Below are 16,184 nucleotides of genomic sequence, written 5' to 3'. Positions count from 1 at the left end.
CATCCGGCTGATTAGTCTTCCCTCCATAGAGGCTGACGGACCCCGTGGTCCTCCCGCGCAACGGCGCCCGGGTGGATCGCGGTCACGACCGGCGGCCAGTGACGGACATCGACAGGAGCTCATCGTGAAGAGAGCAATGCAGTTCTCCGCGCTCGCGGCCGCGGCCGCGCTCGCGCTGGCCGCGTGCGGCGCGGCGCCGGAGGACGACGAGACCACGGGCGGCGGCGAGGACACGGCCGGAGGCAACACCGACTTCTCGGCGTGCATGGTCTCCGACGCGGGCGGCTTCGACGACCAGTCGTTCAACCAGGCCGGGTTCGAAGGGCTCGAGCAGGCGGAGTCCGAGCTCGGCATCACGGCGACCGAGGTCGAGTCGTCCGCCGACACCGACTACGGGCCCAACATCGACAACCTGGTCCAGCAGGGCTGCAACCTCGTCATCGGCGTCGGCTTCCTCCTCGAGGACCCGATCCAGGCCGCGGCCGAGGCGAACACCGACACGAACTTCGCCCTCATCGACTCCTCGTTCTCGGACGCCGACTTCAACCCGGTCGAGCTCGACAACGCGAAGCCGATCCTCTTCAACACGGCCGAGGCGGCGTTCCTCGCCGGGTACCTCGCCGCGGGCATGAGCGAGACGGGCACCGTCGCGACGTTCGGCGGCATCCAGATCCCGTCCGTCGCGATCTTCATGGACGGCTTCGTCGACGGCGTCGCGAAGTACAACGAGGACGAGGGCACCGACGTCAAGGTCCTCGGCTGGGACAAGGAGGCCCAGACGGGCTCCTTCACCGGTGACTTCGAGAACCAGGCGAACGGCCAGAACCTCGCCCAGGGCTTCATCGACCAGGGCGCCGACATCATCATGCCGGTCGCCGGCCCGGTCGGCCTGGGTGCCGCCGCGGCGGCGCAGAGCGGCGGCGCGAAGATCATCTGGGTCGACTCCGACGGCTTCCTCACCACGGAGTACGGCGACCTCATCATCACGTCCGTGATGAAGCAGATCGGCCCGGCCGTCTTCGACACGGTGAGCGAGTCGGTCGACGGCAACTTCACCAACGAGCCGTACGTCGGCACGCTCGAGAACGAGGGCGTGGGCCTGGCCCCGTTCCACGACTTCGAGGACGCGGTGCCCACCGAGCTGCAGGACAAGCTCGCCGAGTACCAGGAGCAGATCATCGCGGGCGACCTCGTCGTGGAGTCGACGAACACCCCGTGACGACAGGCTGAGGACCCGTCGTCCCCGCGTGCGCGGGGACGACGGGACGGTGGCCCGGGCGGACCCGCCCGGGCCACCGTCATGATGAAGCGCCGGGACGACGGAAGTACGGTTCGATGGAGTTCCCTGTTCGGAGAGAGGGCGGCCGGTGAAGCTGGAGCTGCGCGGGATCACGAAGGTCTTCGGGTCCCTGGTCGCCAACGACCACATCGACCTGGTCATCGAGCCGGGCGAGATCCACGCCCTGCTCGGGGAGAACGGGGCCGGGAAGAGCACGCTCATGAACGTGCTCTACGGCCTCTACGACCCCGACGACGGCGAGATCCTCGTCGACGACGCCCCGGTCACCTTCACGGGACCGGGCGACGCGATGGCGGCCGGGATCGGCATGGTGCACCAGCACTTCATGCTCGTCCCGGTGTTCACGGTCGCCGAGAACGTCGCCCTCGGGCACGAGCCCGTCAAGGGCGCGGGGCTCATCGACGCCCGGCGGGCGCGCACGCTCGTGCGCGAGATCTCCGACCGGTTCGGCTTCGAGGTCGACCCGGACGCGATGGTCGAGGACATCCCCGTCGGCGTGCAGCAGCGCGTCGAGATCATCAAGGCGCTCTCGCGCGACGCGCGCGTGCTCATCCTCGACGAGCCCACCGCGGTGCTCACGCCGCAGGAGACCGACGAGCTCATCGCGATCATGCGCCAGCTCAAGGCCGCGGGGACGTCCATCGTCTTCATCACGCACAAGCTGCGCGAGGTCCGCGCGGTCGCGGACAAGATCACGGTCATCCGCCGCGGCAAGGTCGTCGGCACCGCGGACCCGAGCGCCAGCGAGACCGAGCTCGCGTCGCTCATGGTGGGTCGCTCGGTGTCGCTCGGCGTGGACAAGGAGCCGGCCGAGCCCGGCGACGCCACCTTCCAGGTCACCGACCTCACCGTGATGGACGAGCTCGGCACCCCGGTCGTCGACCGCGTCAGCCTCGACGTCGCGCGCGGCGAGATCCTCGTGGTCGCCGGGGTGCAGGGCAACGGCCAGACCGAGCTCACCGAGACGATCGTGGGCCTGCGCCGGCCCGTCGCCGGCTCCATCACGCTCGACGGCCGGGAGCTCGTGGGGCGCGGCGTCGCCGACGTCCTCGCCGCCGGCGTCGGCTACGTGCCCGAGGACCGCAGCACCGACGGCATCATCGGGACGTTCTCCGTCGAGGAGAACCTCGTGCTCGACCTCTTCACGTCCGCGCCCTACTCGAGCGCCGGTGCGCTGAACAAGGGGGCGATCCGCTCGAACGCGGAGCAGCGCGTCGTCGAGTTCGACGTGCGCACCCAGACGGTCGAGGCGCCCGCCGGCACGCTCTCCGGGGGCAACCAGCAGAAGGTCGTGCTCGCGCGCGAGATGTCGCGCCCGCTGCGGCTGCTCATCGCGTCCCAGCCGACGCGCGGGCTCGACGTCGGCTCGATCGAGTTCGTGCACAGCCGGGTCGTGCAGGAGCGGGACAACGGCACCCCCGTGATCATCGTGTCGACCGAGCTCGACGAGGTCCTGGCGCTCGCCGACCGGATCGCGGTCATGTACCGGGGCCGCGTGGTCGGCGTCGTCCCCGGGGACACGGACCGCGACGTGCTCGGGCTCATGATGGCCGGCGTCCCGCTCGACGAGGCCGTCGCGCAGGCCGCGGCGCACCACACGACCCTCGGTGGGGCCGACCTCGAGGCCGACGCCGACCCGCGCGACGCGCGCGAGGAGGAGGACCAGTGACCTACCAGGCCATCCCGGAGGACGAGGGGACGCCCGTCGCCCCGCCGACCCCCGCCCCGCCGAGCGACGTGACGAAGCCCGAGCGGCCCGCCGGGCAGGGCGTCCTGCGCGAGATCCTCGAGAGCAGCTGGTTGGTCTCGCTCCTCGCGATCGTGGCCGCCCTCGTGATCGGCGGCGTCCTCATCGCCGCCGCCGACCCGGAGGTCCAGGAGGCCGCGACGTACTTCTTCGCGAAGCCGTCCGACTTCTTCCTGGCCGTGTGGGACGCCGTGTTCGGCGCCTACAGCGCCCTGTTCCAGGGCGCGGTGATCAACTTCCAGGCGACGGACCTGCAGCGCGCGCTGCGTCCGCTCACGGAGACCATGACCGTCTCGGTGCCGCTGATCCTTGCGGGGCTGGGCCTCGGCATCGGCTTCCGCGCCGGACTGTTCAACATCGGCGCCCAGGGGCAGATCATCCTCGGCGGCATCTTCGCCGCCTTCGTCGGCTTCACGTTCTCGCTCCCGCCGGGTCTGCACCTGGTCCTCGCGGTCCTCGCCGCGGCGCTCGGCGGTGCGATCTGGGCCGGCATCGCGGGCGTGCTCAAGGCACGCACGGGTGCCCACGAGGTGATCGTCACGATCATGCTCAACAACATCGCGGTGTACCTCGTCGCCTACCTGCTCACGACGACGGCGTTCCAGCGCCCCGGCAGCTCGAACCCCATCAGCCCGCCCATCCCGGGCAGCGCGACCTTCCCGCTGCTGCTCGGCGAGGGCTACCGGCTGCACCTCGGGTTCGTGCTCGCCCTCCTGGCCGCCGTCGGCGTGTGGTGGCTCATGGAGCGCTCGACGCTCGGCTTCCGGTTCCGCGCCGTCGGCGAGAACCCGCACGCCGCGCGCACCGCGGGCATCTCCGTCCCGTGGGTCACCGTCTGGGTCATGGCCATCGCCGGTGCCCTCGCCGGCCTCGGCGGCGCCGCCCAGGTGCTCGGCACGGAGAAGGTCCTCACGGCGGGCGTCGCGGCGAGCTTCGGCTTCGACGCGATCACCGTCGCCCTGCTCGGCCGGTCGCGGCCGCTCGGCACGGTCCTCGCGGGCCTGCTCTTCGGTGCGCTCCGCGCGGGCGGGTTCGCGATGCAGGCCCGGACCGGGACGCCCATCGACATCGTCCTCGTCGTCCAGTCCCTCATCGTGCTGTTCATCGCCGCCCCGCCGCTGGTCCGCGCGATCTTCCGGCTCCCGACGCCGGGCGGCCCGACGCGGGTCGAGCGGCAGGCCGCACGCCGGCGCGACCGCGCGACGACCCCGACCACACCGACGACGCAGGAGGCCGGCGCATGAGCACCGCGACCACCCCGGCCCCGACCGTGCCCGGCGAGCCCGCCGCGCCGCGGTCGACCGCGAAGCCGCTGCCGCCGATCAGCTGGCGTGCGCCGATCGCGTACGCCGTCATCGGCCTGATCTCGCTCGTCGTGTTCGCGATCCTGCCCCCCGGCGGTCGCGAGACCACGTTCCGGCTCTCGACGGCGGACGACTTCTTCCAGATCGAGCCCATCACGGTGAGCTCGAGCGGCGCGGCGCTCTTCCTGTCGATCCTCGCCCTCCTGCTCGCCGGCCTGTCCTTCTGGGCGGCGCGCGACCGTCGCAAGACGGGTGTCTGGCTGCCCATCGTGTTCGGCGTGCTGGTCGTCTTCGCCTTCCTGTGCTGGGCCGGCGCCGGCAAGTCGTCGATCCCGCTCACGGGTCTGCTGCAGGGATCGCTGTTCCTCGCCGTGCCGCTGGTCTTCGGAGCGCTCTCCGGCGTGCTGTGCGAGCGGGTCGGCATCATCAACATCGCGATCGAGGGCCAGCTCCTCGCCGGGGCGTTCCTCGCCGCGGTCGTGGCGTCGCTGACCTCGAGCGCGTACGCCGGGCTGATCGCCGCGCCGATCGCCGGTGCGCTCGTGGGCGTGCTCCTGGTGATCTTCTCCGTGAAGTACTGGGTCAACCAGATCATCGTCGGCGTCGTGCTCAACGTGCTGGTGGTCGGGGTCACGAGCTACCTCTACTCGACCGTCCTCACCGCGGACTCCGCGACGTGGAACACGCGCACGCCCCTGCCCGTCCTCGAGATCCCGGTGCTGTCGCAGATCCCCGTGATCGGCCCCGTGCTGTTCCGCCAGACCCTGCTCGTGTACCTCATGTACGCCGTCGTGATCCTGCTCCAGGTCTTCCTCTTCCGGAGCCGGTGGGGGCTGCGCCTGCGTGCCGTGGGGGAGCACCCCAAGGCCGCGGACACCGTGGGCATCAAGGTCAACGCGACGCGCGTCCGCAACACCATCCTCGGCGGCGCCGTCGCGGGCCTCGGCGGTGCGTTCTTCACCGTCGCCGCGGGGCTCGCCTTCGGCAAGGAGATGACCGGCGGGAAGGGCTTCATCGCCCTCGCCGCGATGATCCTCGGCCGGTGGAACCCCGTCGGCGCGCTGATCGCCGCGCTGCTGTTCGGGTTCTCCGACAACCTGCAGGTCGTGCTCGGGATCGTCGGGACGCCCATCCCCAGCCAGATCATGCTCATGACGCCGTACGTCGTGACGATCTTCGCCGTCGCCGGCCTCGTGGGCCGGGTGCGCCCGCCCGCCGCCGAGGGCATCCCCTACGTGAAGTGAGGTCCCGATGACGCACGTGCCCGACGTCGACACGCACCCCGGTGACGAGGGTCGTCCAGGAAGAGGCGACGTCGGGCACGGGGACGCCGCCGTCGACTGGGAAGCCCTGCGCTCCGCCGCCCGCGAGATCATGGCGCGCGCGTACGCGCCGTACTCCGGGTTCCCCGTCGGGGCGGCGGCGCTCGTCGACGACGGCCGCGTGGTCGTGGGGTGCAACGTCGAGAACGCCGCCTACGGCGTGACGCTGTGCGCCGAGTGCTCGCTCGTGAGCGCGCTCGTGGGCGGCGGGGGCGGACGCCTCGTGGCGTTCGCGTGCGTCGACGGCCGGGGGGCCACGCTCATGCCGTGCGGCCGCTGCCGCCAGCTTCTCTGGGAGCACGGCGGCCCCGACCTGCTGGTCGACACCGTGCGTGGTATCAAGACGATGAGGGACGTGCTGCCCGACGCGTTCGGGCCCGACGATCTGGAGGAGCGCTCGTGACCAGCGACGACGGGGCCGTGCAGGGTGGCGCGACGGACGAGGGGCAGACCGGTCCCGCGCCGGAGCCGTTCGACGCGGTCGACGTCATCCGCGCCAAGCGCGACGGGAAGCTGCTCGACGGGGCGCAGATCGACTGGGTGATCGACGCCTACACGCGGGGCGTCGTGGCCGAGGAGCAGATGGCCGCTCTCGCGATGGCGATCTACCTCAACGGGATGGACCGCACCGAGATCGGGCGCTGGACGCAGGCGATGATCTCGTCGGGCGAGCGCATGGACTTCGCCGGGCTGTCGCGCCCGACCGTCGACAAGCACTCCACCGGCGGCGTCGGCGACAAGATCACGCTGCCGCTCGCGCCGCTCGTCGCCTCGTACGGCGTCGCCGTGCCCCAGCTCTCCGGGCGGGGCCTCGGCCACACGGGCGGGACGCTCGACAAGCTCGAGTCCATCCGCGGATGGCGCGCCTCGCTGACCACCGAGCAGATGATGAACGCGCTCGAGCACGTCGGCGCCGTGATCTGCCAGGCGGGGTCCGGGCTCGCGCCCGCGGACCGGCTCCTGTACGCGCTCCGCGACGTCACGGGCACGGTCGAGTCGGTCCCGCTCATCGCGAGCTCCATCATGAGCAAGAAGATCGCCGAGGGGACCGGCGCGCTCGTGCTCGACGTCAAGGTCGGGTCGGGCGCGTTCATGAAGGACCTCGAGTCCGCGCGCGAGCTCGCGCGGACCATGGTCGACCTCGGGACCGACGCCGGCGTGCGCACGGTCGCGCTGCTCACGGACATGTCGACGCCGCTCGGCCTCACCGCGGGCAACGCGCTCGAGGTGCGCGAGTCGGTCGAGGTCATGCAGGGCAACGGCCCTCAGGACGTCGTGGACCTCACCGTCGCCCTCGCCGTCGAGATGCTCGCCGCCGCGGGCAGGCCCCAGGACCCCGACGACGTCCACCACGCCCTCGTCGCGGGCCGGGCCCTCGACAAGTGGCGCGAGATGATCGCCGAGCAGGGCGGCGACTCGCGCGCGCCGCTGCCGGTCGCGCGCGAGAGGGAGCACGTGGTCGCGGACCACGACGGCGTGTTGTCCCGGCTGGACGCCTACGCCGTCGGGGTCGCCGCGTGGCGCCTCGGCGCGGGGCGCGCCCGCAAGGAGGACGTCGTGCAGGCGGGAGCAGGGGTCGAGCTGTTCGCGAAGCCCGGCGACGTCGTCCGCAAGGGTCAGCACCTCATGACCCTCCACACCGACACGCCCGACCGGTTCGACCGGGCCGTGCAGGCGCTCGAGGGAGCGTGGGAGATCGCCCCTCCGGGGTCCGACGTCTCGCCCGGACCCGTCGTCCTCGACCGCGTCGGCTGACCGTGGCCGGCCCCGGGACGAGCGGCGCGCCGGAGCCGCGCACCGGGCGGGAGCCGGGCGACGACGGTCAGACCGACGACCGGCGGCCGCGGTCCGTCTACGGCGTCGGGACCGAGCCCGACGCGCGGTTCAGCCTCGCCAACGAGCGGACGGCTCTCGCGTGGGTCCGCACGGGCGTCGGCCTCGTCGCCGGAGGCGTCGCGCTCACGTCGTTCTCGACGTTCGCGGACCTGCCGGGGCTCGTCGACCTCGTCGCCGCCGTCGCGTGCCTCGTCGGCGCGGCGTGCGCCCTGTACGCCCTCGCGTCGTGGCGGCGCAACGAGCGCGCGCTGCGGCTGCGACAGCCGCTGCCCGCACCGGGCGGCATCCCGGTGCTCGTCGGCGGGGTGGTCCTGCTCGCCGTGCTCATCGCGGGCTACTCGCTCGCGGCCGGTCTCGGCGAGGCGGGCGCGCTGCCGTGAGCGACCGGCCCGCTCGCGACGAGGGGCTGCAGCCGGAGCGGACCGCCCTCGCCTGGCAGCGCTCGGTCCTCGGCGTCGTCGTCGGGGCGCTGCTGCTCGGCGCCGCAGGACTGCGCAGCGGCCACGGGGTCGTCGTGTGGGCGGCCGCCACGGTCGCGGTGCTGACCCTCGTGCCCGCCGTGCTGCGGCCGCCCACGGGTGGCCTGCCCTCGAGCGGGCGGTTGCGCTCGTGGTCGTTCCTCGTCCGGCTCGTCGCTCTCGTCGTCGCGCTCGCGGGCATCGGCGCGGCGTGGGCGCTCGCCCGGGCGGTCGGTGCCGCATGAGGGCGCTCGGCGGTCTCCGGCTCACGTCCCTCGCGTCGCTGGTGGGCGAGCGGCCGCCGACGACGGGGGCGCAGGCCGTCACCGCCGGTCCCGGGACGCAGCTGACCGTCGCGGGCGCGCTGGACCGGGCGCGCGGCGCGGGACACCCGGACACGGTGGTCGCACGGCTCGCGCGGGTCCTTCCCGGTCTGCCGCCCGACGTGCGCGACGAGGTCGTCGACCCGCTCGGTCGCGGGCCGTCCCTCGCGCGGGCCGGCGGTCCGGGCGTGCGCCCCCTGACCCTCGGCGGTGCGCTCGCGCGGCAGGTCGACGGGACGACCTGCGGCTCCGCGGTCCTCGCGCTGCTCGCCGCCGCGGGAGACCCGGTGCTCGCCCTCTGGCTCGTCACGGGCACGGCGCTCGGCACGGACGTCGGGCCCGGCGCGGGCACCGTGTCCCGGGCCGACGCGGCGGGTGGTCCGGAGGGCCGGTGGCGCCACCTCCAGCAGGTCGTCAAGTCCCGCACGGGCCGACGCGCGCTGGGGCCCCTGCCGTGGCCACCGGCCCTCGGGACGCCGCCGTGGGGCGCGGCGCGGACCGCGAGGTACGCGGACGTGCGGTTCACGCACCGCGTCGTCGACGGCGCCGGCGGTCCCGCCGTGCTGGACGCGGCGCTCGACGCGGCGGCCCGCGGGGTCCCCGTCCCGTTGTTCACGGGCGGCGACCTCTCCGGCGGCTTCGCCGCGGCCGTGCCGCGGCACGTCGTGCTGCTCGTGGCGGCGGACGCGGCGACGGCGCGACGATGCTGGGTCTACGAGCCGTCGTCGGGCGCGGTGCACCGGCTCGACGCCGCCCGCCTCGGCGACGGCGTCGAGGTTCCCGCCGTGCGGAAGGCTCTCGGCGGGTGGCCGCACGTCGTGTGGGCGCTGCTGCCGGCGCGGTGAGCGGCGCCGCGCCGACCGGGCTGGCGACGGGGCGGTACCGGCGTGAGGATGGACGGGAACCACCCGCCTCTCGGAAGGAGTCGACATGAGCACGGTCCCCGGGGACGACACCTGGCGCGACGCCGGCCTCGTCGAGCAGGACGAGGACGCGGTGAGCCTCGTCGAGGAGGTCGAGAGCGGCGACACGGGCGTGGACGACCCCGAGCACGAGTCCGACGAGTACCGCCCCCGCTCGGCGCGTCCGGACCTCGACGGCGAGGCGAGCGAGGCGGACGTCGTCGAGCAGGCGTCGGCCGTCCCCGGCGAGGAGGACGACTACGCCTGACGAGGACGACGTCCGGCGGTGAGGTCCCGCACCGACGACGGGGACCCCGCCCGCTCCGGCGCGTGGCCCGGTAGCGTGTGCGCATGACCACCGAGAACCGCCCGCTCACCGCGGACGTCATCCGTGCCCTGCCCAAGGTCGTGCTCCACGACCACCTGGACGGGGGCCTGCGCCCCGCGACGATCCTCGAGCTCGCGGCCGAGGTCGGCCACGAGCTGCCCGCCCACGACGCCGAGTCCCTCGCGACCTGGTTCGCGGAGTCCGCGGACTCCGGGTCGCTCGTGCGCTACCTCGAGACGTTCGACCACACGATCGCCGTCATGCAGACCCCCGAGGCGCTCGCGCGCGTGGCCCGCGAGGCCGTGATCGACCTCGCCGCCGACGGCGTCGTCTACGCCGAGCAGCGCTGGGCGCCGGAGCAGCACCTCCAGCGCGGGCTGACGCTGCAGGAGACCGTCGACGCCGTGCAGGCCGGCATCGAGCAGGGCGTCGCGGCGGCCGCGGCGGAGGGCCGGACGATCCGCGTCGGTCAGCTCGTCACCGCGATGCGGCACGCCGACCGCTGGCAGGAGATCGCGGAGCTCGCCGTCGCGAACCGCGACAACGGCGTCGTCGGCTTCGACATCGCCGGCGCCGAGGACGGGTTCCCGCCGTCGCGGCACGCCGAGATCTGGCGCTACCTCGCAACGAACAACTTCCCGGTGACGATCCACGCGGGCGAGGCCGCAGGCCCCGAGTCGATCGCGGAGGCGGTCCACCTGGGCCAGGCCGGCCGCATCGGCCACGGTGTCCGGATCGTCGAGGACATCGCGTTCGACCCCGCGCACCCCCACAGCGCCGAGGGCGAGACGGGCACCGCCGCCCTCGGGCTCCTCGCGCACTGGGTCCGTGACCACCAGATCCCGCTCGAGCTGTGCCCGTCGTCGAACGTCCAGACCGGCGCCGCGACGTCGATCGCCGACCACCCGATCACGCGGCTCAAGGAGCTCGACTTCGCCGTCACGCTCAACACCGACAACCGCCTCATGTCGCGCACGTCCATGACGCAGGAGATGACGCTCCTGGTCGAGCACGCGGGGTGGACCGTCGACGACCTCGCCGACGTCACCATGACGGCGGCGTGGAGCGCGTTCGTGCACCACGACGAGCGCCGCGCGCTCGTCGACGACGTCATCCTGCCGGGGTACCAGCTGGTCGAGGGCGCGCAGGTCTGAGGTCCGCGGTCGGACGTGGCCGAGAACGACCCTGGTGCCGTCGTCCACCGGATGGCGGCACCAGGGTCGTTCTCGGCGGGGTCAGATGCCCTTGGGGTGCCAGACCGTCTTGATCTCGGTGTAGGCGAGGATGCGCTGGGGGAGCGGCGACTCGGTCCAGTCGGGCTCGGCGTCGTTCCCGCGGCGGTCGACGGCCGGGCGCAGGACGCGCTTGACCGAGTCCGCCGCGGCGGCCTCGAGCTCGCCCCACGTCACGCCGTCGGCACCGACCGCTCCGCCGACGTCGATCGCGTTGACGTCGAGGTGCGACGCGAGCGGGGGAGCCAGCTCCTTCGTGCGGCCCGTGAGCACGTTGAGAACACCACCCGGCACGTCGGACGTCGCGAGGACCTCCGAGAGCGTGACGGCCGGGATCGGCCGGTCCTCGCTCGCGACGACGATCACGGCGTTGCCCGTGACGAGCGGCGGCACGATCGTCGAGACGAGACCGAGGAGGGACGAGCGCTGCGGTGCGAGGACCACGACGACGCCGGTCGGCTCGGGCGACGACAGGTTGAAGTACGGGCCTGCCACGGGGTTCGCGGAGCCCGCGACCTGGGCGACCTTGTCGGTCCAGCCCGCGTACCAGACCCAGCGGTCGATGGCCTCCGACACCGCGAGCTCGGCCTGGCGCGCGGTCAGTCCCTCGCCGGCGGCGACCTCGGCGACGAACTGGTCGCGACGGCCCTCGAGCACCTCGGCGACGCGGTAGAGCACCTGCCCGCGGTTGTACGCCGTCGCGCCGGCCCAGCCGGGCTGCGCGGCGCGCGCGGCCACGACGGCCTCGCGCGCGTCCTTGCGCGAGCCCTGCGCGACGTTCGCGAGGAACCGGCCCTTCGCGTCGACGACCTCGTAGGTGCGCCCCGACTCGCTGCGCGGGAACTTCCCCCCGACGTAGAGCTTGTAGGTCTTGCGGACGCCGAGGCGCTCCGGCGCGGCGGGCGTCGTCGTCCTGCCCCCGCTCGTGGTGGTGCGGGCCATCAGTACGTGCTCCCCTCGATCAGGTAGGACGCCAGGCCGTGCCGGCCGCCCTCGCGGCCGTAGCCGGACTCCTTGTAGCCGCCGAACGGGCTCGTCGGGTCGAACCGGTTGAAGGTGTTCGACCACACGACCCCCGCGCGCAGCCGGTCCGCCATCCAGAGGATGCGCGACCCCTTCTCGGTCCAGATCCCGGCGGAGAGCCCGTAGGGCGTGTTGTTGGCCTTGGCGACGGCCTCGGCCGGCGTCCGGAAGGTCAGGACGCTGAGGACGGGGCCGAAGATCTCCTCGCGCGCGATCCGGTGCGCGGCGGAGACGCCGGTGAACAGCGTCGGCGCGAACCAGTACCCGGACTCGGGGAGGTCGCAGGCGGGGCTCCACCGGGTCGCGCCCTCGGCGACGCCGGCCTCGGCGAGCTCGGTGATGCGCGCGAGCTGCTGCGGCGAGTTGATGGCGCCCACGTCGGTGTTCTTGTCCATCGGGTCGCCCACGCGCAGCGTGCCGAGGCGCACCTTGAGGCGCTCCACGAGCTCCTCGGCGATCGACTCCTGCACGAGGAGCCGCGAGCCGGCGCAGCACACCTGGCCCTGGTTGAAGAAGATGCCGTTGACGATGCCCTCGATCGCCTGGTCGACCGGCGCGTCGTCGAACACGATGTTCGCGGCCTTGCCGCCGAGCTCGAGCGTCGCGTGCTTGCGCGTCCCGGCGATCTGCTGCGCGATGCGCTTGCCGACCGCCGTGGATCCGGTGAACGCGACCTTGTCGACGCCCGGGTGGCCGACCAGTGCGGCGCCCGTGGCACCGGCCCCGGTGACGATGTTCACGACGCCGGGCGGCAGCTCCGCCTGGCGCAGGAGGTCCGCGAAGAGCAGGGCGGTGAGCGGGGTCGTCTCCGCGGGCTTGAGCACCACGGTGTTGCCCGTCGCGAGGGCCGGCGCGATCTTCCACGCGAGCATGAGCAGCGGGAAGTTCCAGGGGATGACCTGCGCGGCGACGCCGTGCGGGCGAGGGGCGGCCCCGTGGCCGGCGTGCTCGAGCTTGTCCGCCCAGCCCGCGTAGTAGAAGAAGTGGGCGGCGGCCGTCGGGACGTCGACGTCGCGCGCCTCCCGGATGGGCTTGCCGTTGTCGAGCGTCTCGAGCACGGCGAACTCGCGCGAGCGCTCGGCGAGCAGCCGGGCGATGCGGAACAGGTACTTGGCGCGCTCGCGCCCGGGCATGGGGCCCCAGACCGTCTCCTGGGCGCGCCGAGCGGCCCGGACGGCGCGGTCGACGTCGTCCTCGGTGGCCTCCGCCACCTCGGCGAGCACCTCCTCGGTGGCCGGGTTCACGGTCTTGAAGGAGCCGTCGTCGGAGGCCGGGGTGAACTCGCCGTCGATGAAGAGGCCGTACGACGACGCGATGTCGACGACGGCGCGCGACTCGGGGGCGGGCGCGTACTCGAACGGCGAGGCGGCGGGCGTGCTGCTGTGTGCGGGGGTTGCGGTCATGGTGATGCTGTCCTCGGGCTTCCGCTCAGTCGACGGTCACGTAGTCGGGACCCCAGTAGGTTCCCGTGGCGAGCTTGTTGCGCTGCATGAGCACGTCGTTGAGCAGCGACGACGCTCCGAACCGGAACCAGTCCGGGTCGAGCCACTGGGGGCCGGCGACCTCGTTGACGGCGACCAGGTACTTGATCGCGTCCTTCGAGGTCTTGATGCCGCCCGCGGGCTTGACGCCGACCTGGACGCCCGTGAGCGCCAGGAAGTCGCGGACCGCCTCGAGCATGACGACCGTCACGGGCAGCGTCGCGGCGGGGGAGACCTTGCCCGTGCTCGTCTTGATGAAGTCCGCGCCCGCGAGCATCGCGAGCCACGACGCGCGACGCACGTTGTCGTACGTCGCGAGCTCGCCCGTCTCGAGGATGACCTTGAGGTGCGCGTGGTGGCCGTTCGCGCGGCACTCCTCGCGCACGGCGACGATGTCGTCGTAGACCTGCTCGTAGCGACCGGAGAGGAACGCGCCGCGGTCGATGACCATGTCGATCTCGTCGGCGCCCGCCTCGACGGCCTCGCGGGTGTCCGCGAGGCGCACCGCACGGCTCGCGCGTCCGGACGGGAAGGCCGTCGAGACGGCGGCGACCTTGACGCCCGTCCCGGCGAGCGCCTCGACCGCCACGGGCACCATGTCGTTGTACACGCACACCGCGGCGGCGGCCGGGCACGTCGGGTCGTTCGGCTCGGGCCGCACGGCCTTGGCGGCGAGCGCCCGGACCTTCCCGGGGGTGTCGGCCCCCTCGAGCGTCGTGAGGTCGACCATGCGGACGATCGTGTCCAGCGCCCAGGCCTTCGACGTCGTCTTGATCGAGCGCGTGCCGAGCATCGCGGCGCGGCCGTCGGCGCCGACCTTGTCCACGCCCGGCAGGCCGTGCAGGTAGCGCCGCCACCCGGTGTCGTCGAGGGCTGCGGAGCCGGTCACGGAGCGGGCGAGGTCGGCGATCGCGGAGGCGGGACGGTCGGCGGGTGCCGGGGTCGCCGGAGCCGCGTCGGAGCCCGCCGGGCCGGTCTCCCGGACCGACGGCGGTGTCGTGGTGCTCATCGCCCCAGGTTACCCGTCGGTACGCTGCCGCGGATCGGGCGGCACCGTACCGACGGACGCACTACAGGCCGAGCGCGCGGCCCATGTCGGCCTTCACGCGGTCGATCCGCTCGCGGGCGAACGCGCGGGCGGCGGTCAGGTCGTCGTGCGACGCGTCCGCGGCGACCGGGACCACGACCTCGAGGTAGCACTTCACCTTGGGCTCGGTCCCGCTGGGGCGCACGATGACGCGCGTGCCGTCGGCGGTGAGGAGGCGCACGCCGTCCGTCGGCGGGAGGCCGTCGAGCCCCGCGGAGAGGTCGGCGACGTCGGTCACGCCCGCGCCCGCGAGGGTGCGCGGCGGCGTCGAGCGCAGGTGCGTCATCGTCTCGCCGATGCGGTCGAGGTCGCTGAACCGCGCGGAGAGCTGGTCGCTGACGTGCAGGCCGTGCTGCCGTGCGAGGTCGTCGAGCGCGTCGACGAGCGTGCGCCCCTCGGCCTTGAGCCGGTTGGCGAGCTGCGCGACGAGCAGGGCGGCGCTGATGCCGTCCTTGTCGCGGACGTGGGCGGGGTCGACGCAGTAGCCGAGCGCCTCCTCGTACCCGAACACGAGGCCGTCGACGCGGCTGATCCACTTGAACCCCGTGAGCGTGGTCGCGAAGCCCAGGCCGTGCGCGGCCGCGATGCGCGAGAGCAGGCGAGAGGACACGACCGAGCACGCGAGCACGCCACCGGCCGCCCCTGAGGCGGTCGCCCGTCGTGCCACGTCCTCGCCGAGCAGCGCGCCCACCTCGTCGCCGTGCAGCGTGCGCCAGCCGTTCGAGCGCGCCGTCTCGGCGCCCTGGTAGGTCCCGACGCGCGGGTCGAACACGGCGACCGCGCACCGGTCCGCGTCCGGGTCGTTGGCGAGCACCACGTCCGCCCCGGCGTCCTGCGCGTACGCGAGCGCGAGGTCCATCGCGCCCGGCTCCTCGGGGTTCGGGAACGACACCGACGGGAAGTCGGGGTCCGGGTCCATCTGCTCCTCGACCGGCACGACGGACGTGAACCCGGCCTCGCGCAGCACGTGCGCCACGACGGCGCCGCCCACCCCGTGCAGCGCGGTGGTGACGACCTTGAGCCGGCGCGGGGCGCCGTCGGACAGCGCGAGGACGGACGCGGCGTAGGCACGGACGAGGTCCCGCCCGAGCAGGGTCCACCCGTCCGTGGCGCGGGGCACCGAGCGGGCCGGACCCACGGCGTCGATCGCGGCGGCGATGCGCGCGTCGTGGGGCGGGACGATCTGCGCGCCCTGACCCCCGTCGGTGACGACCCGGCCCCCGAGGTAGACCTTGTAGCCGTTGTCCGCGGGAGGGTTGTGGCTCGCGGTGACCATGACGCCCGCGTCCGCGTCGAGGTGGCGCACGGCGAAGGCGAGGACGGGCGTGGGGAGCGCGCTCGGCAGGAGCGAGACGTCGAGACCGGCGGCGGTCAGGACCGCGGCGGTGTCCACGGCGAACGCGCGCGAGCGGTGGCGCGCGTCGAAGCCGACGACCACCCGGGGCCGCGACCCGGCCCCGAGCGCGTCGAGGAGGTAGGCACCGAGCCCGGCGGCGGCCCGCACGACGACCGCCCGGTTCATGCGGTGCGGCCCGGCCGCCATCGCTCCGCGCAGGCCGGCCGTGCCGAACTCCAGCGGGCCGGAGAACCGGTCGCGCAGCTCGGCGAGCGCCGCACGGCGCACGTCGTGCTTGCGCGGGTCCGGGGAGTCGGCGAGGTCGAGCAGGTGGCGCAGGTCGGCCTGGTCGCCCGCGTCGACGTCGTCGTCGATCCAGGCGGCGACGCGCTCGAGGAACGCGGCGTGGACGGATCCCGGGTCGAACGACGGGTCGTCCGTGGCGTCGGCGGGCACCCGGGCCCGGGACGTCGTCCCCCGCGGGGACGTGGCACGCTCGGTCATG

The 16,184-nt window shown here is 73.6% G+C and carries 15 protein-coding genes; 11 read left to right on the top strand and 4 right to left on the bottom strand.

Features of this window, described 5'->3' with window-relative positions; translation table 11 throughout:
- Positions 1 to 124 precede the first annotated feature (124 nt).
- The 11 genes from ACWPWV_RS19195 (at position 125) to ACWPWV_RS19145 (ending at position 10,674) form a co-directional block, all read left to right on the top strand.
- A complete protein-coding gene (locus ACWPWV_RS19195) occupies positions 125 to 1,219 on the top strand; it encodes a BMP family lipoprotein (protein WP_454044477.1) in 1,095 nt (364 codons plus the stop codon).
- Positions 1,220 to 1,367: 148 nt separating this feature from the next.
- Positions 1,368 to 2,969 (top strand): ABC transporter ATP-binding protein, encoded by a 1,602-nt coding sequence (locus ACWPWV_RS19190; RefSeq protein WP_454044476.1) that lies wholly within the window; start codon positions 1,368 to 1,370, stop codon positions 2,967 to 2,969.
- Positions 2,966 to 4,291 (top strand): ABC transporter permease, encoded by a 1,326-nt coding sequence (locus ACWPWV_RS19185; RefSeq protein ID WP_454044475.1) that lies wholly within the window; start codon positions 2,966 to 2,968, stop codon positions 4,289 to 4,291. The genes ACWPWV_RS19190 and ACWPWV_RS19185 overlap by 4 nt, the downstream gene beginning before the upstream one ends.
- Positions 4,288 to 5,595 (top strand): ABC transporter permease, encoded by a 1,308-nt coding sequence (locus tag ACWPWV_RS19180; protein WP_454044474.1) that lies wholly within the window; start codon positions 4,288 to 4,290, stop codon positions 5,593 to 5,595. The genes ACWPWV_RS19185 and ACWPWV_RS19180 overlap by 4 nt, the downstream gene beginning before the upstream one ends.
- A gap of 7 nt (positions 5,596 to 5,602) precedes the next feature.
- On the top strand, positions 5,603 to 6,076 hold the full coding sequence (locus ACWPWV_RS19175) for a cytidine deaminase (RefSeq protein ID WP_454044473.1): 474 nt from the start codon (positions 5,603 to 5,605) through the stop codon (positions 6,074 to 6,076).
- A gap of 17 nt (positions 6,077 to 6,093) precedes the next feature.
- Positions 6,094 to 7,428: a thymidine phosphorylase gene (locus tag ACWPWV_RS19170; protein WP_454044607.1), complete on the top strand. Its 1,335-nt coding sequence runs from the start codon at positions 6,094 to 6,096 to the stop codon at positions 7,426 to 7,428.
- Between the two features lie 2 nt (positions 7,429 to 7,430).
- Complete coding sequence (locus ACWPWV_RS19165) at positions 7,431 to 7,889, top strand: YidH family protein (RefSeq protein ID WP_454044472.1); 459 nt, start codon at positions 7,431 to 7,433, stop codon at positions 7,887 to 7,889.
- Positions 7,886 to 8,212, top strand: coding sequence for a DUF202 domain-containing protein (locus ACWPWV_RS19160; protein WP_454044471.1), 327 nt, complete (start codon positions 7,886 to 7,888; stop codon positions 8,210 to 8,212). The genes ACWPWV_RS19165 and ACWPWV_RS19160 overlap by 4 nt, the downstream gene beginning before the upstream one ends.
- Complete coding sequence (locus ACWPWV_RS19155) at positions 8,209 to 9,135, top strand: hypothetical protein (protein ID WP_454044470.1); 927 nt, start codon at positions 8,209 to 8,211, stop codon at positions 9,133 to 9,135. The genes ACWPWV_RS19160 and ACWPWV_RS19155 overlap by 4 nt, the downstream gene beginning before the upstream one ends.
- A gap of 85 nt (positions 9,136 to 9,220) precedes the next feature.
- The gene (locus ACWPWV_RS19150; RefSeq protein ID WP_454044469.1) at positions 9,221 to 9,460 is read left to right on the top strand and encodes a hypothetical protein; all 240 of its coding nucleotides are present in this window, start codon (positions 9,221 to 9,223) and stop codon (positions 9,458 to 9,460) included.
- Between the two features lie 83 nt (positions 9,461 to 9,543).
- Complete coding sequence (locus ACWPWV_RS19145) at positions 9,544 to 10,674, top strand: adenosine deaminase (RefSeq protein WP_454044468.1); 1,131 nt, start codon at positions 9,544 to 9,546, stop codon at positions 10,672 to 10,674.
- A gap of 81 nt (positions 10,675 to 10,755) precedes the next feature.
- Here the strand turns inward: ACWPWV_RS19145 and ACWPWV_RS19140 are convergent, their stop codons facing one another.
- From ACWPWV_RS19140 to ACWPWV_RS19125, 4 genes are all read right to left on the bottom strand, one after another.
- Entirely contained in the window at positions 10,756 to 11,694 is a 939-nt protein-coding gene (locus ACWPWV_RS19140) for an aldehyde dehydrogenase family protein (protein ID WP_454044467.1), read from the bottom strand.
- Positions 11,694 to 13,178: an aldehyde dehydrogenase family protein gene (locus tag ACWPWV_RS19135; RefSeq protein ID WP_454044466.1), complete on the bottom strand. Its 1,485-nt coding sequence runs from the start codon at positions 13,176 to 13,178 to the stop codon at positions 11,694 to 11,696. The genes ACWPWV_RS19140 and ACWPWV_RS19135 overlap by 1 nt, the downstream gene beginning before the upstream one ends.
- 25 nt (positions 13,179 to 13,203) lie before the next feature.
- Complete coding sequence (gene deoC / locus ACWPWV_RS19130) at positions 13,204 to 14,265, bottom strand: deoxyribose-phosphate aldolase (protein ID WP_454044465.1); 1,062 nt, start codon at positions 14,263 to 14,265, stop codon at positions 13,204 to 13,206.
- Between the two features lie 61 nt (positions 14,266 to 14,326).
- Positions 14,327 to 16,183, bottom strand: coding sequence for a phospho-sugar mutase (locus ACWPWV_RS19125; RefSeq protein WP_454044464.1), 1,857 nt, complete (start codon positions 16,181 to 16,183; stop codon positions 14,327 to 14,329).
- Between the last annotated feature and the right edge of the window lies 1 nt (position 16,184).

Source organism: Cellulosimicrobium sp. Marseille-Q8652 (assembly GCF_965112045.1).
Note: the sequence above shows the minus strand (reverse complement) of the source record. Positions and strands in the feature narration are given on the sequence as shown.

Coding starts and splice junctions, on each gene's coding strand:
- deoC (WP_454044465.1), bottom strand. CDS start 14,265: ATGAGCACCACGACACCGCCGTCGGTCCGGGAGACCGGCCCGGCGGGC.
- ACWPWV_RS19145 (WP_454044468.1), top strand. CDS start 9,544: ATGACCACCGAGAACCGCCCGCTCACCGCGGACGTCATCCGTGCCCTG.
- ACWPWV_RS19175 (WP_454044473.1), top strand. CDS start 5,603: ATGACGCACGTGCCCGACGTCGACACGCACCCCGGTGACGAGGGTCGT.
- ACWPWV_RS19155 (WP_454044470.1), top strand. CDS start 8,209: ATGAGGGCGCTCGGCGGTCTCCGGCTCACGTCCCTCGCGTCGCTGGTG.
- ACWPWV_RS19150 (WP_454044469.1), top strand. CDS start 9,221: ATGAGCACGGTCCCCGGGGACGACACCTGGCGCGACGCCGGCCTCGTC.
- ACWPWV_RS19135 (WP_454044466.1), bottom strand. CDS start 13,178: ATGACCGCAACCCCCGCACACAGCAGCACGCCCGCCGCCTCGCCGTTC.
- ACWPWV_RS19180 (WP_454044474.1), top strand. CDS start 4,288: ATGAGCACCGCGACCACCCCGGCCCCGACCGTGCCCGGCGAGCCCGCC.
- ACWPWV_RS19125 (WP_454044464.1), bottom strand. CDS start 16,183: ATGACCGAGCGTGCCACGTCCCCGCGGGGGACGACGTCCCGGGCCCGG.
- ACWPWV_RS19140 (WP_454044467.1), bottom strand. CDS start 11,694: ATGGCCCGCACCACCACGAGCGGGGGCAGGACGACGACGCCCGCCGCG.